The following is a 21300-nucleotide window of genomic DNA, read 5'->3' as shown; positions in this document are numbered from 1 at the left end:
TTTATATAAAGAAAACACACGAACACAGTAGCGCTGAATCTTGCGCACTAATAGCAAACTAATACTGGTACACGCGCTGTATAAAATAAGTTATATATTGATTTATTTAATCAGAACCTATTACCTAAGAAGTAGACATGCCATGGCGTGCAAAGGATTTAGTATGGAAGTCATTCAACGATTTTGTAAAATTTACACAGACATTTGTAAAATATCTACCGAGGATCTTAATGAGATTTATTCACATAATATCGTATTCATAGACCCTATCACCACCCATCGGGGTCTTGATGCGGTGAAGTCATATTTCGGCAATCTTCTTGAGCAAGCCGACACCTGTAAATTCAATATCGCTGACATACTAGAATGTGCGCCCTCAAAGTGTAACGTTACACATATTGCAAATTGGACAATGACCTTAACCTTAAAAGGAAGCGATAAGGTTATTACTTTAGATGGTACCACTCAACTAGGAGTGAAAGACGACATCATTGTTTATCACAAGGATTATTACGATTTGGGCGAAATGGTCTATGAACACGTACCTTTATTAGGTTTTGTGATTAAGAAGATAAAAGGAAGACTCGCCAAATGACAACATTGCTAATTACCGGAGCAACATCGGGGATCGGAAAAGCACTTGCTGAGCACGCAGCCCAAAAGGGTTACGACGTAATTGCGTGTGGCAGAAATGAAGAAGCGCTCAATGAGTTATCACGCCATGAAAACATCACTTCATGTCAATTTGACGTGTCATCACTTGATGATACTAAAAATGCGTTAAAAGACATTCAATTTGATATTGCAGTGTTAAATGCGGGTACCTGTGAGTATGTGGATATTGATAAATTTGAATCCGATATGTTTCGCAGAGTATTCGAACCTAACTTTTTCGGTGTAGTTAACTGCGTGGATGCATTCATCCATAATCTGAAAGCGGGTAAGACCTTAGTGATTGTAGATAGCATGGCTAGATTGCTTCCCTTTACTCGTTCACAGGCCTATGGCGCAAGTAAAGCAGCCCTGCACTACTTTACGAAAAGTCTTGAAGTAGACTTGCACGACAGAGGCGTTAAAGTACAAGCAGTATCACCTGGTTTTGTAGAAACGCCGTTAACAGAAAAGAATGATTTTGATATGCCAATGAAAATAACGGCTCAAGAAGCGGCCGAAAGTATGTTGAAAGGAATTGAAAGCGATAAACGTACGATCTTTTTCCCGAAAATGTTTGGCTATATATTAAGGTTCATGAATGTATTACCATCTGGTCTGCAAAAGCGATTGTCCCTGTCCATGCGCAACGACAAATAAGTAGTTTAAGAGAAATATAATAATGACAAGAAAAGTAGCAATCGTGGGTACAGGTATCGCAGGTTTAACATGTGCTCACCTTTTAAATAAGAAAAACGACATCACTGTTTATGAAGCAAATGATTACATTGGCGGCCACACAGCAACAAAGACAATTGTGGACGAAGGTGAAACCCACAACATCGATACCGGTTTTATTGTTTTCAATGATTGGACGTACCCTAACTTTATTAAATTGATGACCACCCTTGGCGTAGAGTGTCAGCCAACTGAAATGAGCTTTTCTGTTACCAGCAAAAAAGCCAACCTTGAATATAATGGCAACACAATTAATAGTCTTTTCGCGCAGCGCAGAAATATTCTTCGCCCTAAATTCTGGCGCATCGTTCGCGATATTCTCAAGTTCAATAAAGCCTGCAAGTCAATGGTGGCTGAAAAGAGAGATACATCGGCCCTTACGCTACAAGACATTATTGACGAGTTAGGATTGAGCGATGATTTCGCTCGTTATTATATTTTGCCAATGTGCGCCGCTATTTGGTCGAGCAGCCTGGAGCAAACGCGCCGCTTTCCCCTGACCTTTTTCCTGCAGTTTTTTAATAACCACGGTCTACTCAACATTACCGACAGACCACAGTGGTACACCATCGTTGGTGGCTCTAGTCAGTATATTGCTCCGTTAATCGCTCCGTTTGAATCGAAGATAAAGCTGTCTTGTGGTGTCAACAAAGTGACTAAAGAAGGCGAGCTATGGTCTGTTACCGATGCAAAAGGTGGAGTGGCACATTTTGACGACGTGGTATTTGCCTGTCACAGCGACCAAGCATTAGCCATGCTGGATAATGCAACGGCCTCACACAAAGATATTTTGGGCAACATACCGTACGGCGAGAATGACGTGGTTATGCACAAAGATATTGGGCAATTGCCAAAGCGTAAATTAGCATGGGCTAGCTGGAATTATCGACTTAAAGAAGACGCAACAGAAGAGATGCGCCCCGCGTCTGTCACTTACGACATGAATATTCTTCAGCGCCTAACTGCCAAAAATACCTATTCCGTCACGTTGAATAACACGAGCGAAATAGATAAAAGCAAAATTCTTGGGCAATATCGATACTCTCATCCTCAATACAGTGCTGACATGGTCAATGCACAACAGCGTCGTTCTGAAATTTGTGGCGTTGATAATTTACATTTTTGCGGTGCGTATTGGTACAACGGCTTTCATGAAGACGGTGTAGTGAGCGCCTTAGACGTATGTAAGCGTTTCGGTGAGACACTGTGACGGCAATGCAAATAGAAAGTGCAATATACAAAGGCAGTGTTTATCACGAACGCTTTAAGCCAACGAAGCACAAATTTGTTTACGACATTTATTTGTTTTGGTTGAAGCTAGACGAGTCAGAACTCAACACGTTATCCGAGAATTTAACACATTTTTCAATTCGCAAGTGGGCGAGAGCGCGGTTTAAACGCAGTGATTACCTAAGCGATGATGGGAAACCTTTAAAAAACGCAGTGCTTGAGAAGATGACATCGTTAAACGGCGACACCGCGCTAGATGGTGACGTATTTATGTTGGGACAATTGCGCATGTGGGGGCTGTACTTTAGCCCTGTGAATTTTTACTATCTCAGACAGGGCGACGGCTCGTTTAGCCACATGCTAGCGGAAGTCAGCAATACACCGTGGAATGAAAGACACTATTACTTAGTCGATTTATCGACACAAGAAGATACGCCTAAAGCCTTCCATGTTTCTCCATTTAACCCAATGGACATGACCTATCAATGGCGCATAACGCAACCTTCAGATAAGCTATCATTGGTAATGGATTGCGTTAGAGCAGACAAAGAATTCTGTGCGGGAATAAATTTAAACAAATTTACTTTAGATAATGCGAATCTAACTAAAGTAATGAGACGTATACCTAGTATGACAATGAAAACTGTATTGGGAATATATTGGCAAGCACTTATGCTATTTATAAAAAAGACGCCTTTATATACACACCCAGAAAAAAGTCAGGAAAAATAAAAAATGTCTTTTGGTGAATCTGTATTACTCTCTACATCAGAGGTTTCGTTTGTAGACAAAACCTGTAGAACGCTGTTTCTTAAATGTTTGAAGCACCTCCCCCTTGGTAACCTTACTATTCAAGAAAATGGCGACACTATTGCAACGTTTGGCAACGAGCAGGATGAATTATCGGCTGTTGTTAATATTAAAGATGTAAAAGCTTATCGAAGCCTTTTGCTTGGTGGCAGTGTTGGTGCCGGCGAAGCCTACATGGATGGTCATTGGGACAGTAACGACGTGACCGCTGTGGTGCAGGTGTTCGCACGTAACCTGCCCACACTCGATGAGTGGGAGAATAAGTTTAAGTGGCTTACAATGCCCGTGATGAAGTTACAGCACTTTGCACGCCGCAACACCACTAGCCAAGCCAAAAAGAATATTGAAGCCCACTACGACCTGGGCAACAAACTCTATACCCGCTTTCTTGATGGTACAATGATGTACTCATCAGCAGTTTATCCAGACCCAAACGCCTCGTTAAACGAAGCGCAGAATCATAAGCTTAAAACCATATGCGACAAACTTAAGCTCAATGAAAATGACCATCTTTTAGAAATTGGCACAGGCTGGGGTGGACTAGCAGTATACGCAGCGAAGCATTATGGCTGTAAAGTCACCACGACCACAATATCTGAAGAGCAATATGCGTGGGCAGAAGACTGGATTGCGCGAGAACAACTGCAAGATAAAGTGACGCTTCTCAAAAAAGACTACCGATTATTAGAAGGTAAGTACGACAAACTCGTTTCGATTGAAATGATAGAAGCAGTGGGTCGTTCGTTTTTGGGTAATTTCTTCGAAAAGTGCTCGTCGTTGCTTAAAGAAAACGGCCTTATGCTTTTACAGTCAATTACCATTGACGATAGACGCTATGAAAGCTATTCGAACAGCGTAGACTTCATTCAGAAATACATATTCCCAGGTGGATTTTTACCTTCTCAGTATCAACTTAATGCTCACCTTAAAAAGCATTCAGACATGATGATCAGAGATTTGCACGATATCGGTATCGACTATGCAAAAACATTAAATCACTGGTATGAAGCATTTATAGCGGCAAAAGACGACCTGCTTCAAGACGGCTATGATGAACGTTTTGTTCGCATGTGGACCTACTACCTCAAGTATTGCGAAGGTGGTTTTCTTGAGAGAACTATTAGTACGGTACAGCTTGTTATTTCAAAGCCACAGTACAGAGACTTATTGGCCCGCGGAAATTAATTAGAATTAGAGTGAGGCCGACTTTACTGGCCTGGCAAACAAAAAACGACGCAATTGCGTCGTTTTTTTTGTCTTTTTCTCAACGAATTTTTTCATCTAGTTTTTACCAGCTGGCCTTTATCATCTGGCTTTTATCATCTGGCTTTTATCGACTGAAGATTCAAACGATGAGTATCAGTCTTATTTGGCAAACTTAATTGAAAGGCTTAAATGAAAGGCTCAATTAAAAAGCTTATTTGAGAGCCTTATCTGACATCAGTCACCCTAATCATCGATGACGGAAATAGGTTTTGAAATCATAGGCTCGCCCTGGTTTATATTAATCTCAACCCGTCTATTTCTCGCCCTATCGGATGCTGATGTGGCATTTTCCACAATAGGATTGGTATCGGCCTTCCCTACTACCGACATGCGGCTTTCGTCGAAGCCAGGCGCAGTTCGCATGGCCTCAGCAACAGCAACAGCTCGCTGAGCAGACAAGTCCCAGTTCGAGCGGTACAGTTCGTTTGCAATATGTTGCCCGTCACTGTGGCCGGATATGGCTATCTCACCTGGCACATCTGCCAGCAGTGTTCCAATTTTACGAATAACAGGCTGAAACTGTGGCTGTAAAAACGCAGAGCCCGCTGAAAACGAGCCGTTTTCACGTATGCGAATGGTAAGCTGTTGACCTAACGACTCCATCTCAATTGAGCCATCGAGAATTTGTTTTTGAAGCTGCTGGGCCACTTTTTTCATTAACTCAGCCGTTTGAGACTCCTCTGAGCTTTGCGATGCAGAGGAGGACGAGTCTGTTGCAGTTTGCTGCGCTTGGCCGCCTCGTTGTTCGCCGCGTTGTTTCTGCCTGCCCCCAGCAGAATCTTCATCACCCGCTTGAAACTCCAGCATCTGCTGCGTCATTTCAATGGTTTGCTGTTGAATGGTTTCAATTGGAGTAGGATCTGGCTTACCCGGTCTAAACTCCATCGCAATCACGCTGGTGCCTTTTGGAATATCTTTCACTTCTATCTTGTTTTGCACACCAAACGCAAAACTCATAGAGCCTGCTATTTGCTTAAACTTAAGAACATCCATTTCTGAAAATGAAAGAAGCAGCACAAAGAAGCACATCAGCAACGACATTAAATCGGCAAATGTCCCCATCCACGCTGGGAGGCCTTCGGGTGGGCACTTAGGACATTCTTCTTCAGCCATTACTCTTCCTCACCTGTGCTGCGCTTGCTCGCCGCTAGGTAATTTTTCAAGATGCCATCGATAACGCGAGGGTTTTGACCATCGGCTATACCTACAATTCCGTCTAGAATAAGGCTTTGATTCAGTTTTTCTTCAAGTGCCCGGTTAGATAATTTAACCGCGATAGGCAAGCATATAATGTTAGCAAAGAAGGCTCCGTAGAGAGTGGTAAGTAGTGCAACCGCCATGGCCGGGCCGATAGATTTAGGGTCGTCCATGTTAGAGAGCATGGCCACCAAGCCTATAAGCGTTCCTATCATTCCCATTGCTGGCGCAACGTCGCCCATACCTTTAAAGATTGTTGCCCCAAACTCATGTCGGTCTGTTGTCATCTTAATGTCTTTTGATAGCGTTTCTCGCACAACCTCAATGTCGTGACCGTCAACAAGCATGTCGACGCCCTTCTGCATAAATTCGTTACTTATTTCTGCTTCTTCTAGGGCTAAGAAACCGCCTTTGCGGGCTGCATCAGCCATTTCTACAATTTTCTCGATAAGCTCTTCTGGCGTATCGATTTTAAACATAAAGGCTTTACCAGCCACCTTACCTGCACCAAAGAATTGGCCCAACGTGAACTGAGATAAAACAACAAACAAGCTTCCACCGAATACGATAAGAAGTGAAGGCACGTTGATAAACATACTCATGGTACCGCCCATCAACATCGCCATTACGATAAAGCCGATGGCTCCCAACATGCCTATTACGGTTGCTAAATCCACTCACTCTTCCTCTTAAATATGCAGCTAGTACTAGTGATATACATTGATTCTATCGGCAAAGTATAGAAAATCTATAACAACATTGTTGAAAAATATCACAAATATCTCCTGTCTTTTACGCAATAGTAAATATTTAATGACTTTGTTGATAGCGATAACTATCTAGGTCGCTAATAGTATGTATAGCCTTACTTCATTATGTTTAATGTTTGTTGAGTGATCTTTTATATCAATACCATTTTGGGCGTATTGACCCTCCCTGTATATTTTCGCAACAAAGGTCAGCACGTGCAAAGCTACCCAAGCTTCGACAGGCCCAAGTGTTGACACTGCGAAGAGCTAATACACGAATGAATGACGCTGAGTAAAATCGGTCTTTACTAACTCAAAGAGACAAGGCCAAGCATTTGGTCAGACGCTCTGCCGGATGCTCGATATTGGGACAAACCATTTGACCCATCTGCTACCGTCCGTTAATGTGCGCCATATGGTAACTTTGCCCATTATCGAGCACTTTTATGACAAAAAAAACGGATACCGCAACGTTTGAAGAAACGCTTGCTGAATTGGAATCGATCGTCGATGAAATGGAAAACGGCGATTTGCCGCTAAATAAAGCATTGGAAAAATTTGAGCGCGGCATAGCGCTTTCTAGACAAGGCCAAAAGTCCCTTGAAACTGCCGAGCAGAAAGTACAAATCCTGCTTAATGAACAAGGCGAAGAAACACTTCAATCGCTCCCTGAGAGTGAGCAGCCCTAATCTGCTCACTTTTTAACTACAGGTAATTTAATGAATTTCTCTGCTCTGCATCAGCAAGTTAAGCAGCAAACTGATGCGTCTTTATTGAAACTAATCGAAGAACTTCCCGATTATGCACCGCAACTGAAGGCAGCCATGCGCCATGCCCTTCTGGCGGGCGGCAAGCGCATGCGACCACTGCTGGTGCATGTTGTGGGCAACACTCTCGACGTACCAAAGAAAGATCAAATGGCCATTAGCATGGCTATTGAGTGTGTGCACGCCTATTCACTCGTGCACGATGATTTACCCGCTATGGACGATGACGACTTGCGACGCGGCATGCCTACTTGTCATATTGCTTTTGACGAAGCAACCGCGATTCTCGCAGGCGACGCACTTCAGACACTTGGGTTTAGTATACTCGCCGACGCTGAGCTTAGCGATTTTGGCGATACTAAACGCGCGAAGCTGCTTAGCATACTTGCAAAATGTGCGGGCTATCACGGTATGTGTGGCGGTCAAGCCATCGATTTAGCAAGCACTGGACAAACCATAAACATTGATGCATTAAAAATGCTTCATAGGCTTAAAACCGGTGCACTACTTCGCGCTTGTGTTGAGATGATTGCCACTGTTTGCGGCACTTTAGACAAGCAGTCAGAAGCTGACCTTTTGGTGTTTGCCAGTAACATTGGCCTCGCATTTCAAGTCCAAGACGATATTTTGGACGTAGAAGGTAGTAACGAGATCCTTGGGAAACCGGCGGGTTCTGATGAAGCCCAGGGAAAAAATACCTTCCCTGCAAAGCTCGGATTAGATGGTGCGAAAGAGGAATTGGCAGTGCTGCATGAAAAGGCACTACAACCCTTAACCCGATTACCTTACAATACAGACAGTTTAATTGCGTTTAGCGAGCTTTTGGTAAAACGTGACCACTAGCCACGCGCCATGTTGAAAAAGATAATAAATAAATGAGTTTAGACCTCCAACATTACCCCACGCTTGCCCTTGCGCAGACGCCGGACAAATTAAGGCAGTTACCTCAAGAGAAGCTGCGCGAACTTGCCGATGAACTTCGCGAGTACCTTCTGACTTGTGTAAGTCAAAGTAGCGGACATTTTGCTTCTGGTTTAGGCACGGTGGAATTAACCGTGGCGCTTCATTATATCTATAACACGCCGTTCGACCGTCTTATATGGGATGTGGGCCACCAAGCTTATCCCCATAAAATAGTTACGGGGCGCGCAGATCGCATGTCAACCATTAGACAAAAAGACGGACTGCATCCTTTCCCTTGGCCTGGTGAGAGCGACTACGATACATTTGCAGTTGGTCACTCCTCCACGTCAATCAGTGCTGCTTTGGGTATGGCAGTTGCTGCAGAGAAAGAAGCAAAGGGCCGCAAAATTGTATCGGTTATTGGCGATGGTGCTATGACGGCGGGTATGGCGTTTGAAGCGCTCAATCATGCAGGTGATATCAAAAAAGACATGGTTGTTATCCTCAACGATAACGAGATGTCTATTTCTGAGAACGTAGGAGCCCTAAATAGCCATTTGGCGCGCCTGTTAACAGGTAGCCTATTTAACTCTATTCGCGACGGCGGAAAGAAGCTATTAAGCAATGTCCCACCCATTAAAGAATTTGCTAGCAGAGCTGAAGAGCATCTTAAAGGAATGGTTGTTCCGGGTACTATCTTTGAAGAGCTTGGCTTTAACTACATTGGTCCTATAGATGGGCACGATGTAAACGCAGTGGTCGATACCTTACGCAATATGCGAAAATTTGAAGGCCCTCAACTTCTTCATGTTGTTACCAAAAAGGGTAAGGGCTATGCGGTTGCCGAAGAAGATCCAATTAAATTCCACGCGGTGCCCAAGTTTAACCCTGCCGATAACGCGCTACCAAAGTCAAAAGCAACCGCACCCACCTACTCCGCGATATTTGGCGAGTGGCTATGTGATATGGCTGCCAAAGATCCTAAACTCATGGCGGTAACGCCAGCTATGCGTGAAGGCTCGGGCATGGTGGCATTTTCTCAGCAATATCCCGAGCAATACTTTGACGTTGCCATTGCAGAACAGCACGCCGTGACCTTTGGTGCAGGTTTAGCCAAAGAGGGCCTCAATGCAGTTGTGGCTATTTACTCTACGTTTCTTCAGCGAGCGTACGACCAGCTTATTCACGATGTAGCTATACAGAATTTACCCGTGCTTTTTGCTATAGACAGAGCCGGAATAGTGGGTGCTGACGGTCCTACTCACCAGGGCGCATTTGATATCGCGTTTTTACGCTGTATTCCAAATCTCATTGTAATGGCGCCCTCAGACGAAAACGAATGCCGCCAAATGCTATACACAGGCCACTTAGCTAACCAGCCAGCTGCCGTGCGCTACCCTCGTGGCTCAGGCATGGGCGTAACGCCCGAAAAAGCAATGACAGCACTAGAAATAGGAAAATCACGCACTTGTCGAGAAAGTAAGGCCAAGGAAAGCCAGCGCGTCGCCATTCTTAACTTTGGCTGCTTGCTCCCGAATGCACTTGAGGCGGCAGAAGCCATCGACGCTACCGTTATTGATATGCGCTTTATCAAGCCCCTTGATAGCGATGTTGTTTTAAAGGCTGCACAAGAGCATGATGTACTGCTGACACTTGAAGACGGTTGTATCATGGGCGGTGCTGGTAGCGCGGTTATCGAACACCTTCAGCAACACGGTGTAATGAAGCGAGTTAAGATGCTTGGTCTTCCTGACAGTTTCATTTTGCAAGGCACGCAGCAAGAAATGTACGAAGAGCATGGATTGGATGCAAAAGGCATTGTAGCCAGTGCAACCCAGTTTTTGGCATAGCTTTTAGCTACTGAGCTTTTAACAACTGGGCTTTCAGCGTTATAAATTCCAGCGCTAAAAAAAGATAAAAATACGAAAAAGCCCGCAATAATGCGGGCTTTTACTATAAGTCTCGTCAACTACCCTGTTGCACACCTTGATAAAACATATGCCTTTTTAAAACAGGGTAATTACAGCAGGATACAGCGTTACACAAATATGCAAGCACGCGCATGCCATTGCACCTGCGAGTAGGTCATCCAGCATTATTCCCGTACCGCCATGTAACCGTTTATCGATAACACCAATAGGCCAAGGCTTAAGAATATCGAATAGTCTAAATAACACAAACCCCAAAACGAGTGTTGATGCCGTTAGCGGTAAAAATAAAAACGTAACAAACATGCCTGCAATTTCGTCCCACACGATAGAACCATGATCGTGTACCTGCATATCATCAGCAGTTTTACCGCAAAGATAAATGCCCACAACTGAAGCTATAAGCGTAACGGCAATAAAGGAAGGCGTAGATAGACCCATACACAATAAAAGCAGAGGGATAGCGGCGAGAGAGCCAAAGGTACCCGGCATAACCGGGACTAAGCCACTGCCAAACCCAAGCGCTAAGAAGTGCACTGGGTTCTTCATACTTACTCTAGCTCGAAACTCAGCCTGCATGTTAAATGTCCATATTAAAAGGTATGCTCGTAGCCTGTAGACTGCTTTGGCGTGTACTTTTCGTCATTCTTAAACAGTGAAAGCTTATCGTTGTGGCCAGTAAGCTGTCCAATACACGTCACTTTTACGTTCGTGCTGGCTATCGACGTTTCAAGGCTACCGCGCTGCTCTTCCGATACGGTAAAGATAAGTTCGTAATCATCACCTGCAGAAAGCGCGTATTCTATGGCTTCATCCTGTGATACTGCGCTTGTAAGTGCTCGGGAAAGTGGCAGGCGATCCACGTGAACGTTAGCGCCACAACCAGATGCACTTAAGATATGTTTTAAGTCGGAAATTACGCCATCAGATACGTCGATACAAGAAGATGCAATTCGGCGCATTGCTGTTCCAACCGCAACGCGAGGTGTAGGGAAATAATGCCTATTTATCAGCACGTCTCTCGCCTCGCCCGCCACGTCTAGCTTACCTTGTAAGATATCTAAACCGGCACCTGCATCGCCCAGTGTACCGGTAACGTAAACCCAGTCACCGGGTTTGGCACCACTGCGAGTCAATTCTGAACCTGGAGGGATAAAACCTTGTGCAGTGATAGTCATGGCCATAGAACCTTTAACCGTATCACCACCAATTAGCTGTACAGAGTAATATTGGGTAAGCTCGTAAAGACCGATAACAAAGTCACTTAACCATGCTTCCTTAACCTCAGGTAGGGACAGGGACAGGCTGATCCAAGCTGGCTCTGCACCCATAGCTGCCAAGTCACTAAGATTGGCTGCAACGGCCTTGTACGCCACTGACTTAGCCGGTGCATCTCTTAGAAAGTGGACATCTGCTACAAGCGTATCAGTAGTTACTGCGAGTTGCTGATTTTCAGGCACCATAGTAACGGCACAATCATCACCAATACCAATAACTACGTCTCGTCTTTTATGACCGCCAGCAGAAAAGTAGCGGCCGATAAGGTCGAATTCTTTCACGGTAATTTAGAAACCTTAAGTAACGTCCAGTGTCACTGAAATAGGTTAGTCGCGCTCGTCTTTTCGCAGCGTTTTAACTGCTTTGTCGAGTGCACCATTGATGAATTTGTGGCTGTCTTCAGCGCCGAATGATTTAGCTAGTTCAATAGCTTCATTAATGATGACGCGATATGGCACATCGATGCGCTCAGTCAGTTCCAGCGTAGCTATACGAAGAATCGCCTTTTCAATGGCGTCTAACTCTTCTGGCAATCGGCCAAGGTAAGGCTTAATCGTCGCATCCAAATTACTTGCGTTGTGTGCCACCCCTTTTAGGAGCGCTTGGAAATATGCCATATCAACTTTCTGCATATCATTACTGGTAGCTAACGCCAGTTCAATCTGTTGAATATCGTTATGACTCATTTGCCATGAATAAATGCCTTGCAAGGCTAATTCACGGGCTTTACGACGAGCTGAAACTTTCACTAAATAATTACCTTAAAGCTTTTCAACAGCATCGATAACGTTAACCATTTCTAGCGCGCCAAGTGCAGCTTCTGCACCCTTGTTGCCAGCTTTGGTTCCTGAACGCTCGATAGCCTGTTCAATTGAATCTGTTGTGATAACGCCAAATGACAAAGGTACGCCGTATTCTAACGAAACTTGCGCTAAACCTTTATTACACTCACCCGCTACAAAATCGAAGTGCGGTGTGCCGCCACGAATAACTGCGCCAAGTGCAATGATGCCGTCAAATGACTTTTTCTCGGCAAGTTTTTTAGCCACGATAGGTAGCTCATAGGCACCCGGAACACGTACTACCGTGATGTCGTCGCCACTTACTTCACCATGACGCTCTAGCGTATCAAGCGCGCCTTCTAATAGGCTTTCAACAACAAAGCTGTTAAAGCGTGAAACTACAATAGCGAATTTTTTACCCGTAGCGCGGATGTTACCTTCAATGACTTGCATGTTTTCATTCCTCGAGAAAAAGCGGCGCGAAGTATACCACAACTGCACCTAAACTGAATCGATTGTTTTTTTATCCAACGACTTTATTCGCCGCAGCGCAGTCTCATTTAAACTAGGGCGTTTAAACTAGGGCGTTTAAACTAGGTCGTTGAAACCTGTGTAAATAGACAAAAAGTGCGCATCAACACACTTTTTGTTTCTAATGTAACGGTCATGTCTCCAAGGTGTTTTTTTAATAAAAAAATTAAAAAAACACGTTATTTCTACAATGACCTGTTAGTCGTGAACGTATTCGACAACTTCCAGACCATACCCCGATAGAGCATGGTACTTTATAGGTTTACTCAATAAACGCATCTTGTGTACGCCCATCGATGCCAATATTTGACTGCCCACACCGATAGTACGAGATGATCCCTGCCAGTCAGCACCGGCTGGCTGTTCGCCTCTGTCTTCAGCAGCGAAACGTCTTACTTGATTTTCTATTTGTTCATCTTTACCGAGTAGAACCAATACGCCGCCTTCGTCTGCAATTTTTTGCATACCTTGAGAGAGCGTCATCGAGCGGTTGATACCCCGTGTAGAACCAAGCAGATCACTAAAAGTGTTGTGAAGGTGAACACGCACCAACGTTGGCGATGTTTCGGATACCTCACCTTTTTTGAGAGCAAAATGAAGCTGATTATCGATACTGTCTTTGAATGTATGCAGTTCAAAATCGCCGTATTCAGTAGGAATGTTGCACTGAGCCACTTTCTCAATGGTCGTCTCATTCAAGTTTCGGTACTCGATGAGATCGGCAATGGTGCCAATTTTCAAATCGTGTTTCGCTGCAAACGTTTCTAGCTCTGGTCGACGGGCCATTGTGCCGTCTTCATTCAGAATTTCAACGATAACACCTGCAGGCTCAAGTCCAGCCAAACGGGGCAAGTCGACACCAGCCTCAGTGTGACCTGCACGATTTAACACACCACCCTCTTTAGCAATAAGCGGGAAAATATGACCTGGCTGAACAATATCCGTCGCCTTAGCATCTTTGCCAACCGCAGCCTTGATTGTTGTCGCCCGGTCTGCCGCTGAAATACCAGTAGTAACGCCAGTAGCCGCTTCTATAGAGACAGTGAAATTAGTAGAAAACTGAGCTTCGTTTTTGTCTACCATAAGAGGAAGATTCAGTCGGCGACAGCGGTCCGGCGTCATAGGAAGACAAACAAGGCCCCTTGCATGCGTTACCATAAAATTTATGGCTTCTGGCGTCACATGTTCGGCCGCCATAATTAGATCGCCTTCATTTTCGCGGTCTTCATCATCCATCAAGATAACCATCTTACCCTGACGGATATCTTCTATTATTTCTTCTGATGTGTTAAATGCCATATTTTATACTTCTTGTAGGGTTATTTTTTTAAAAATCCGTTCTCGGCTAAAAACGCCATATCAATACCTTTTTCTACAGGCTCAGCAGCTTTATCGCCAAGCATTAGGCGCTCTAGGTATCGGGCAATGACATCAACTTCCAAATTGACTTCGGTGCCAACCTTATAGGTGCCTAGTACTGTTTCCTTTAACGTGTGAGGGATGATCCACAGCATAAACTCTGCACCATTCACTTTGTTTACCGTCAAGCTTACACCGTCTACAGTGATACTGCCTTTGTGTGCAATATACTTAGCAATTGCCTCTGGAGCCTTGACCCAAATTTCAACGTAATCGGTGTGCTTAATAATTTGGCTTACTTCACCCACACCATCTACGTGGCCGGAAACAATGTGACCGCCGAAGCGATCCGTAGGACGCATTGCCTTTTCGAGGTTTACGGTAGAGCCTGCGCGGTAATGCTTAAACCCAGTCAGTTTTATGGTTTCAGTAGAGACATCTGCGCAATAGTAGTCATCGCCAAAGTCAGTTACTGTTAAGCATACACCATTTGTGGCAATACTATCGCCAAGGGCCACATCAGACATATCAAGATGCTTGGATGATACAGTTAACCGGATATCTTTACCCCGGTTATCTAGCTTTTGAATTGTGCCTAATGCTTCAATAATACCAGTAAACATAGCTGTCCTCGTTGCCGCGTTTAATTACGCGGACTCATAGTGTCGGGGCGGTACGTAAGCTTAATATCGTTACCAACCTGACGATTTTCAATAAGAGAGAGCGAAATAGATTGTTCAATGGCCGTAAAACTAGGCAACGTGACCATGCTTCTTCCTTTATTGCCCAGCAAAATCGGCGCTTGATAACAGATCAATTCGTCCACCAGCCCGGCTTCTAAAAGTGCACCGGCAAGTCCCGGCCCAGCTTCAACCCACACTTCATTGTATTGCTTATCACCTAAAGCTTGCATAAGCGCGTGCAAATCAACCCGTCCCTGATTCTCCTTAATCGAAAGATAATGCTGTGCGTCCGTATCCATATGCGCTTCGCATGTTGCAATAAGCGTGGTGTGCGCGTCGTTCAAGCATTGGTACTCACCATTAATCACGCCCTTGCTGTCAACAACAACACGAGCAGGCTGCCTAATTTCGTCCAGCGGATAGTCACTCAATTGCGCCTCAGATGGCCTAACCAGTAAACTGGGGTCATCGGCTAAGACGGTGCCAGAACCTGTGAGCACACAGCAGCTTTGTGCACGGTGACGCTGAACGTCTCGTCTAGCATGAGGCCCCGTAATCCACTGACTCACGCCGTTTTCTAACGCTATTTTTCCGTCTAAACTAATGCCTAATTTCACCCTCACAAAGGGTTTTCCGGTAAGCATTCGCTTCACAAACCCTGGGTTGAGTGCAGCCGCTTCTGCAGCCATTACGTCACTCACCACTTCTATGCCAGCTTCTTGTAGCTTGCGGATACCATTGCCACTTACATTAGGATTGGGATCTGTCATCGCAATCACCACCCGTGCAACGTTTGCATTGATAAGCGCTTCAGCACAAGGAGGAGTACGACCGTAGTGACTGCAAGGTTCAAGTGTGACGTAGGCAGTGGCGGCTTCTAGAGATTTTTCGTGGGACTGTCGAGCTTGGTGTAGCGCATGAACTTCGGCATGGGGAGTGCCAGCTTTTACGTGATACCCTTGGCCAATACAGTGGTTGTGCTCATCAACAATAACGCAACCGACTCTCGGGTTAGGCGACGTGGTGTAACGGCCCTTTTTTGCAAGTTGAATGGCTTTGGCCATCCAATAATAATCAGATTTAACGGTGTTTTGCTGCACGTGGTGTCCTGTGGTCAGTCTCCAAGCCTCGCAATTTCCTCACCAAATTCTCTTATATCTTCAAAGGATCGATAAACGGAAGCAAAGCGTACGTAGGCAACTTTGTCTAATTCCTTCAATGCTTTCATAATGAGAGTGCCAAGGAATTCGCTTTCAACCTCTCTTTCGCCGGTCGCACGAAGTTCGGATTTGAGGGATAATATACATTGTTCAACTTTTTCTGTGCTTACCGGGCGCTTTTCTAGCGCTCGCTGCAGCCCAGCTCGTAGCTTGTCTTCGTTGAACGGTTCGCGGGAGCCGTCTCGCTTGATCACACGAGGCATAACTAATTCAGCCCCCTCAAACGTAGTAAAACGTTCGTGGCACTGAGCACATTCTCTACGTCTTCGTACCTGATACCCTTCTGCAACTAAGCGAGAATCAATAACTTTCGTTTCTTGCGCTGAACAAAAAGGGCAAAACATAGAATATCCTTTATAATTGCGTACTTAGGCTGATGCAAATTGCAGAGATGCAAGAGTGCATTAGTACCAAAGTACGCAATAAAAGACAAACCTATTTACTTACGAGTAAACAGGGAACTTTGAGCATAGTTCAACTACTTCACCTTGCACGCGCTTGATGACAGACTCATCGCCCATGTTATCAAGTACGTCACAAATCCAAGTAGCGACCTGCTGTGCTTGTTCTTCTTTAAAACCTCTGCGAGTGATTGCAGGGCTGCCGATGCGAAGACCACTAGTGACAAACGGTGAACGAGGATCGTTAGGCACGGAGTTCTTGTTCACTGTAATGTTCGCTGAGCCTAAAGCTGCGTCAGCGTCTTTACCAGTGATGTCTTTGTCAATTAAATCAAGAAGGAACAAGTGGTTATCTGTGCCACCAGAGACGATGTTGTAACCGCGCTCTTGCATCACTTTAACCATTGCTTTTGCATTTGCCACTACTTGCTGTTGGTATACTTTAAACTCAGGCTCTAGCGCTTCTTTAAAGGCAACTGCTTTTGCTGCAATAACGTGGCAAAGTGGGCCACCTTGGTTACCTGGGAATACTGAGCTATTGAATTTCTTGTATAGCGTTTCGTCGCCGCATGATGAAAGAATAAGACCACTGCGAGGACCGGCCAACGTTTTGTGGGTAGTCGTCGTTACCACATGCGCATGTGGAAGTGGATTAGGGTAAACACCTGCCGCAACTAAACCTGCTACGTGAGCCATGTCCACAAGCAGATATGCGCCTACGCTGTCTGCAATTTCGCGGAACTTAGCCCAGTCAACAATGCCTGAGTATGCAGAGAAACCACCAATGATCATTTTTGGTTTGTGTTCTTTCGCTAGCGCTTCAACTTGCGCGTAATCAATTTCACCGGTTTCATTGTCAAGCCCGTACTGAACCGCATTGTACGTTTTACCAGAGAAGTTTACATGTGAGCCGTGAGTAAGGTGGCCGCCTTCAGACAGGCTCATTCCCAATACCGTATCGCCTGCATCAAGCAATGCCATGAAAACAGCAGTGTTTGCTTGTGAGCCAGCGTGAGGCTGGACGTTAGCGTATTCAGCACCAAACAGCTGCTTCGCTCTATCAATGGCAAGTTGCTCTACTACATCAACATGCTCACAACCGCCGTAATAGCGCTTGCCCGGATAACCCTCAGCATATTTATTGGTTAATTGAGAACCCTGAGCTTCCATCACACGCGGACTACAGTAGTTTTCAGAGGCTATTAGCTCAATGTGATGTTCTTGACGCTGAACTTCATTGGCCATTGCTGTGGCTAATTCTGGATCAAAGTCAGCTATGTTCATTTCGCGAGAAAACATGGGGGCTCCTTAACTGCGATTATTTATGGCACGGTAAACAATGTTGCGCAAAAAGTGCAATCCTCAACCTGATGAGTCATGCTCAGACAGCGTAATTTTGGAGCCATATTCTAGTCATTTTCGATCACTTGTATACCGCTTTATGGCTAAATTAATTTAAATGGCCTAGGTTTAACGTAAATCCTCGGCTACAAGCACATCAGACCTGTTTTTCCAGCGCTTTTACTCGGTCAAATAGGCTCCCAATTTTTTGTAGTCTTACTGTGTTTTTACGCCAGTCAAGATTGGTTTGAGCAGGCTGGCCTGATGAATAAACTCCAGGTGAAGTAATATCTTGCACCACCATTGTGAATCCAGTTACCTGTACATTATCGCAGATGCTTATATGGCCATTTACACCACAGCCACCCGCTATAATAACGTGCTTACCGATGTTGCAACTCCCTGCAATGCCTGTGGAGCCACAGATGCAAGAATGATCGCCAATGATGCAGTTATGGCCAATTTGCACCTGATTATCAATAATTACGTTATCGCCAAGTATCGTATCGTCTAACGCACCGCGGTCGATACTGGTACTTGCTCCAATTTGACTGTCGTCACCGATGCGTACCGAGCCTAATTGTGGAATAGGCAGCCACACGCCTTTATCGTTGGCGTAACCGAAGCCCGACGAGCCAATCACAGTTTGGCTGTGAATAGTCACTCGCTTGCCTATTACCACGTCGTGATAAATTGTCACGTTGGGGTAAAGCGTACTCCCTTGACCGATGTGGGTTCCCTTGCGTACCACGGAATTAGCGCCAATACTCACGCCGTCTCCGAGTACTACATTATCTTCAATAATAACGTTCTCACCTAAAGAGACATCGCTTCCAAGTCGAGCGGAAGACGCAATAACAGCGGTTTGAGCAATGTTTGATGCTACCGCAGGCGTAGTATCAAATAGCTGAGCGATACGCGCAAAGGCAACATGAGGGTTGTCTACAATGAGCGCTGCACACTGTACATCGCCTTTTACCTTATCGTGCACTATTACCGCACCAGCGTGTGTTTCTGCCAACTGAGACTTGTATTTAGGGTTGGTCAGAAATGAAATCTGATGATGTTTAGCGCCTGCTAACGTGGCAACTGAGGAAATAGGCGTAGTGCTGTCTCCTTGTACAACCCCACCAACATGGCTGGCAAGCTCGGCTAAACGGTAAGTTCCTTTATTAATGGCTGTCATACACTTAATTACCTATTAACAATTTAATATTTAAATACACACGATTGAAGATGAGTGATCAGCACTTTTTTAATTCAAGCACCTTTCTCACGAAGTTTTATACCCATATTGTCCGTGTATCGTTGTTTAATGCTTCGCTCATTACCGTTTAATAAAAAAACGCTTGGGTTGTAAACTTATGCAGACCTTGCAAGCTATCGTAAATTCGCAAATATATTACCAAGTTTATCCTAAATACCGGGGTGCTCCGATGCCTTTTTCTGTACTTGCATGCTGAACGCGCAAAAAAGCATCAAGCGCTTACTTCCATGGCGTTACAGACTAGCGCACGCTATAGTGTTGCGAGTACACTAGTACCCAATTTTATCACCAAATCATAATCATCTGATTTTTCACCGCGTTTAAACGAGGTTAGAGCATGGCTCAATACGTATATAGTATGCATCGCGTTGGCAAAATTGTGCCACCGAAAAAACAAATTCTTAAAAATATCTCTCTCAGCTTTTTTCCAGGCGCAAAAATTGGCGTACTTGGTCTAAACGGTGCAGGTAAATCAACACTTTTGCGTATCATGGCAGGTATCGATACCGATATTGAAGGTGAAGCGCGTCCTCAACCTGGATTGAAGATAGGTTACTTATCGCAAGAGCCTCGTCTTGATGAAACCAAAGACGTTCGCGGCAATATTGAAGAGGCCGTAGCCGATGTTAAGCATGCACTGACACGCCTTGACGAGGTGTATGCTGCCTATGCAGACGCTGACGCCGACTTTGATGCCTTGGCTAAAGAGCAAGGTGAACTTGAAGCGATCATTGCTACCAAAGATGGGCACAACCTTGAAAACGTGCTTGAGCGTGCTGCCGATGCATTAAGACTTCCTGCGTGGGATGCTGATGTAACCAAGCTATCAGGTGGTGAACGTCGACGGGTTGCATTATGTCGCCTACTTCTTGAAAAGCCAGAAATGCTGCTATTAGACGAGCCCACTAACCACTTGGATGCAGAATCTGTAGCCTGGCTAGAGCGCTTCTTACACGACTACGAAGGCACTGTGGTAGCCATTACCCATGATAGGTACTTCTTAGATAATGTAGCTGGATGGATATTAGAACTTGACCGTGGTGAAGGCATTCCATGGGAAGGCAACTATTCATCGTGGCTCGAGCAAAAAGAGAGCAGACTAGAGCAAGAAGAACGCATTGAATCTGCTCGTCAAAAGAGTATTAAACAAGAACTTGAATGGGTTCGCTCAAACCCTAAAGGTCGCCATGCCAAGAGCAAAGCGCGTATGGCGCGATTTGAAGAACTCTCGACGGGTGATTACCAAAAGAGAAATGAAACAAACGAGCTCTTCATTCCACCTGGTGAACGTTTAGGCGATAAGGTTATTGATGTATCAAACCTTAAAAAGTCCTATGGCGACCGCGTGCTTATTGACGATTTATCGTTCAGCGTTCCAAAGGGCGCCATCGTCGGGATTGTTGGTCCAAACGGTGCGGGTAAATCTACCCTGTTCAGAATGCTAACGGGTGCAGAGCAGCCTGATGCGGGAAGCATCGAGCTGGGCGATACTGTCAACATTGCCGCCGTTGAGCAATTCCGTGACCACATGAATGAAAACAACACGGTATGGAAGGAAATCTCGGATGATCAAGACATCATTCGAATTGGTAACTTCGAAATTGCCAGTCGCGCCTACTGCAGCCGATTTAACTTCAAAGGTAACGACCAGCAGAAGTTTATCAAAGACTTGTCAGGTGGTGAGCGTAACCGAGTCCATTTAGCAAAGCTACTTAAAGCTGGCGGGAACGTGTTGCTACTGGATGAGCCCACGAATGACCTAGACGTAGAGACGTTACGTGCACTTGAAAATGCCTTGTTGGAGTTCCCTGGTTGCGCGATGGTTATTTCGCACGATAGATGGTTCCTAGACAGAGTAGCGACTCACATTATGGATTACCGTGACGAAGGCAATATTAACTTCTTTGAGGGTAACTATGCCGACTATGAAACATGGCTCAAGCAAGAGTTTGGTAAAGATATTGTGGAACCTCACCGCTTGAAGTACAAGCGCATGTCTAAGTAGTTAATAACATCGTTGTGAACAACGCTGATAAACGTAATGGTGCGTTAATAGCACGCTGACAACGCAGCTATTAACTCATTAGCATCAGTAAACAGCATTAAGTAACACTTTACAGTTTTAAGTAACGATAAGGCCCTCTTCAAACAGAGGGCCTTTTTTGCGTTACGACACACCTACTAGCTGCCAAAATGAAC

General features: G+C 44.9%; 21 protein-coding genes. 9 read left to right on the top strand and 12 right to left on the bottom strand.

Annotation, left to right across the window (positions count from 1 at the left end; all coding sequences use genetic code 11):
- Nucleotides 1–142 precede the first annotated feature (142 nt).
- Genes JV36_RS0110850 through JV36_RS0110830 form a run of 5 tightly spaced genes read left to right on the top strand, consistent with a single transcriptional unit; the run spans nt 143 to nt 4614 of the window.
- Nucleotides 143–595, top strand: a complete 453-nt coding sequence (locus JV36_RS0110850) for a nuclear transport factor 2 family protein (RefSeq protein ID WP_442853189.1) — start codon at nt 143–145, stop codon at nt 593–595.
- Nucleotides 592–1311, top strand: a complete 720-nt coding sequence (locus JV36_RS0110845) for an SDR family NAD(P)-dependent oxidoreductase (RefSeq protein ID WP_032096934.1) — start codon at nt 592–594, stop codon at nt 1309–1311. The genes JV36_RS0110850 and JV36_RS0110845 overlap by 4 nt, the downstream gene beginning before the upstream one ends.
- A 22-nt stretch (nt 1312–1333) precedes the next feature.
- On the top strand, nt 1334–2599 hold the full coding sequence (locus tag JV36_RS0110840; RefSeq protein WP_032096933.1) for an NAD(P)/FAD-dependent oxidoreductase: 1266 nt from the start codon (nt 1334–1336) through the stop codon (nt 2597–2599).
- 5 nt (nt 2600–2604) lie between these two features.
- Nucleotides 2605–3351, top strand: coding sequence for a DUF1365 domain-containing protein (locus JV36_RS0110835; RefSeq protein WP_081926604.1), 747 nt, complete (start codon nt 2605–2607; stop codon nt 3349–3351).
- Between the two features lie 3 nt (nt 3352–3354).
- On the top strand, nt 3355–4614 hold the full coding sequence (locus JV36_RS0110830; RefSeq protein WP_032096932.1) for an SAM-dependent methyltransferase: 1260 nt from the start codon (nt 3355–3357) through the stop codon (nt 4612–4614).
- A 264-nt stretch (nt 4615–4878) separates the two neighbouring features.
- On the opposite strand, the gene JV36_RS0110825 is transcribed toward JV36_RS0110830, so the two are convergent.
- Together JV36_RS0110825 and pomA are read right to left on the bottom strand one after the other, a co-directional pair.
- The gene (locus tag JV36_RS0110825) at nt 4879–5808 is read right to left on the bottom strand and encodes a flagellar motor protein MotB (protein WP_032096931.1); all 930 of its coding nucleotides are present in this window, start codon (nt 5806–5808) and stop codon (nt 4879–4881) included.
- The gene (pomA, locus tag JV36_RS0110820; RefSeq protein WP_032096930.1) at nt 5808–6569 is read right to left on the bottom strand and encodes a flagellar motor protein PomA; all 762 of its coding nucleotides are present in this window, start codon (nt 6567–6569) and stop codon (nt 5808–5810) included. Before pomA ends, JV36_RS0110825 begins: the two co-directional genes overlap by 1 nt.
- A 518-nt stretch (nt 6570–7087) precedes the next feature.
- Here pomA and xseB point away from each other — a divergent pair.
- Genes xseB through dxs form a run of 3 tightly spaced genes read left to right on the top strand, consistent with a single transcriptional unit; the run spans nt 7088 to nt 10161 of the window.
- Entirely contained in the window at nt 7088–7330 is a 243-nt protein-coding gene (gene xseB / locus JV36_RS0110815; protein WP_032096929.1) for an exodeoxyribonuclease VII small subunit, read from the top strand.
- A 30-nt stretch (nt 7331–7360) separates the two neighbouring features.
- On the top strand, nt 7361–8251 hold the full coding sequence (locus JV36_RS0110810; RefSeq protein WP_032096928.1) for a farnesyl diphosphate synthase: 891 nt from the start codon (nt 7361–7363) through the stop codon (nt 8249–8251).
- A gap of 32 nt (nt 8252–8283) precedes the next feature.
- Nucleotides 8284–10161, top strand: a complete 1878-nt coding sequence (gene dxs / locus JV36_RS0110805) for a 1-deoxy-D-xylulose-5-phosphate synthase (RefSeq protein WP_032096927.1) — start codon at nt 8284–8286, stop codon at nt 10159–10161.
- A 156-nt stretch (nt 10162–10317) separates the two neighbouring features.
- On the opposite strand, the gene JV36_RS0110800 is transcribed toward dxs, so the two are convergent.
- From JV36_RS0110800 to lpxD, 10 genes are all read right to left on the bottom strand, one after another.
- Complete coding sequence (locus JV36_RS0110800) at nt 10318–10818, bottom strand: phosphatidylglycerophosphatase A family protein (protein WP_032096926.1); 501 nt, start codon at nt 10816–10818, stop codon at nt 10318–10320.
- Between the two features lie 14 nt (nt 10819–10832).
- Nucleotides 10833–11798, bottom strand: coding sequence for a thiamine-phosphate kinase (gene thiL / locus JV36_RS0110795; RefSeq protein ID WP_032096925.1), 966 nt, complete (start codon nt 11796–11798; stop codon nt 10833–10835).
- 45 nt (nt 11799–11843) lie between these two features.
- On the bottom strand, nt 11844–12266 hold the full coding sequence (nusB, locus tag JV36_RS0110790; protein WP_032096924.1) for a transcription antitermination factor NusB: 423 nt from the start codon (nt 12264–12266) through the stop codon (nt 11844–11846).
- Nucleotides 12267–12278: 12 nt separating this feature from the next.
- Entirely contained in the window at nt 12279–12752 is a 474-nt protein-coding gene (gene ribH / locus JV36_RS0110785) for a 6,7-dimethyl-8-ribityllumazine synthase (RefSeq protein ID WP_032096923.1), read from the bottom strand.
- Nucleotides 12753–13028: 276 nt separating this feature from the next.
- Entirely contained in the window at nt 13029–14129 is a 1101-nt protein-coding gene (ribBA, locus tag JV36_RS0110780; protein ID WP_032096922.1) for a bifunctional 3,4-dihydroxy-2-butanone-4-phosphate synthase/GTP cyclohydrolase II, read from the bottom strand.
- 20 nt (nt 14130–14149) lie between these two features.
- Complete coding sequence (locus tag JV36_RS0110775) at nt 14150–14812, bottom strand: riboflavin synthase (RefSeq protein ID WP_032096921.1); 663 nt, start codon at nt 14810–14812, stop codon at nt 14150–14152.
- Nucleotides 14813–14832: 20 nt separating this feature from the next.
- A complete protein-coding gene (gene ribD, locus JV36_RS0110770; protein WP_152561587.1) occupies nt 14833–15972 on the bottom strand; it encodes a bifunctional diaminohydroxyphosphoribosylaminopyrimidine deaminase/5-amino-6-(5-phosphoribosylamino)uracil reductase RibD in 1140 nt (379 codons plus the stop codon).
- 14 nt (nt 15973–15986) lie between these two features.
- Nucleotides 15987–16436, bottom strand: a complete 450-nt coding sequence (nrdR, locus tag JV36_RS0110765; protein WP_032096920.1) for a transcriptional regulator NrdR — start codon at nt 16434–16436, stop codon at nt 15987–15989.
- 99 nt (nt 16437–16535) lie between these two features.
- The gene (gene glyA, locus JV36_RS0110760) at nt 16536–17792 is read right to left on the bottom strand and encodes a serine hydroxymethyltransferase (RefSeq protein WP_032096919.1); all 1257 of its coding nucleotides are present in this window, start codon (nt 17790–17792) and stop codon (nt 16536–16538) included.
- Nucleotides 17793–17991: 199 nt separating this feature from the next.
- On the bottom strand, nt 17992–19020 hold the full coding sequence (gene lpxD, locus JV36_RS0110755; RefSeq protein ID WP_032096918.1) for a UDP-3-O-(3-hydroxymyristoyl)glucosamine N-acyltransferase: 1029 nt from the start codon (nt 19018–19020) through the stop codon (nt 17992–17994).
- Between the two features lie 418 nt (nt 19021–19438).
- Between lpxD and ettA the strand changes: the two genes are divergently transcribed.
- Entirely contained in the window at nt 19439–21106 is a 1668-nt protein-coding gene (gene ettA / locus JV36_RS0110750; RefSeq protein ID WP_032096917.1) for an energy-dependent translational throttle protein EttA, read from the top strand.
- Nucleotides 21107–21300: the final 194 nt, after the last annotated feature.

It is taken from the genome of Alteromonas sp. LOR (assembly GCF_000753865.1).
Taxonomy (GTDB): Bacteria; Pseudomonadota; Gammaproteobacteria; order Enterobacterales; family Alteromonadaceae; genus Alteromonas.
The sequence above is the reverse complement of the archived record's forward strand: the minus strand, read 5'-3'. Positions and strand labels throughout refer to the sequence as shown.

Excerpts from the sequence above, each read along its gene's own strand:
- lpxD (WP_032096918.1), bottom strand. The coding sequence starts at position 19,020 with ATGACAGCCATTAATAAAGGAACTTACCGTTTAGCCGAGCTTGCCAGC.
- JV36_RS0110810 (WP_032096928.1), top strand. The coding sequence starts at position 7,361 with ATGAATTTCTCTGCTCTGCATCAGCAAGTTAAGCAGCAAACTGATGCG.
- JV36_RS0110830 (WP_032096932.1), top strand. The coding sequence starts at position 3,355 with ATGTCTTTTGGTGAATCTGTATTACTCTCTACATCAGAGGTTTCGTTT.
- nrdR (WP_032096920.1), bottom strand. The coding sequence starts at position 16,436 with ATGTTTTGCCCTTTTTGTTCAGCGCAAGAAACGAAAGTTATTGATTCT.
- JV36_RS0110835 (WP_081926604.1), top strand. The coding sequence starts at position 2,605 with ATGCAAATAGAAAGTGCAATATACAAAGGCAGTGTTTATCACGAACGC.
- JV36_RS0110850 (WP_442853189.1), top strand. The coding sequence starts at position 143 with ATGGCGTGCAAAGGATTTAGTATGGAAGTCATTCAACGATTTTGTAAA.
- JV36_RS0110825 (WP_032096931.1), bottom strand. The coding sequence starts at position 5,808 with ATGGCTGAAGAAGAATGTCCTAAGTGCCCACCCGAAGGCCTCCCAGCG.
- ribH (WP_032096923.1), bottom strand. The coding sequence starts at position 12,752 with ATGCAAGTCATTGAAGGTAACATCCGCGCTACGGGTAAAAAATTCGCT.
- JV36_RS0110775 (WP_032096921.1), bottom strand. The coding sequence starts at position 14,812 with ATGTTTACTGGTATTATTGAAGCATTAGGCACAATTCAAAAGCTAGAT.
- ribBA (WP_032096922.1), bottom strand. The coding sequence starts at position 14,129 with ATGGCATTTAACACATCAGAAGAAATAATAGAAGATATCCGTCAGGGT.
- xseB (WP_032096929.1), top strand. The coding sequence starts at position 7,088 with ATGACAAAAAAAACGGATACCGCAACGTTTGAAGAAACGCTTGCTGAA.
- JV36_RS0110845 (WP_032096934.1), top strand. The coding sequence starts at position 592 with ATGACAACATTGCTAATTACCGGAGCAACATCGGGGATCGGAAAAGCA.
- JV36_RS0110800 (WP_032096926.1), bottom strand. The coding sequence starts at position 10,818 with ATGCAGGCTGAGTTTCGAGCTAGAGTAAGTATGAAGAACCCAGTGCAC.
- glyA (WP_032096919.1), bottom strand. The coding sequence starts at position 17,792 with ATGTTTTCTCGCGAAATGAACATAGCTGACTTTGATCCAGAATTAGCC.
- JV36_RS0110840 (WP_032096933.1), top strand. The coding sequence starts at position 1,334 with ATGACAAGAAAAGTAGCAATCGTGGGTACAGGTATCGCAGGTTTAACA.
- dxs (WP_032096927.1), top strand. The coding sequence starts at position 8,284 with ATGAGTTTAGACCTCCAACATTACCCCACGCTTGCCCTTGCGCAGACG.
- ettA (WP_032096917.1), top strand. The coding sequence starts at position 19,439 with ATGGCTCAATACGTATATAGTATGCATCGCGTTGGCAAAATTGTGCCA.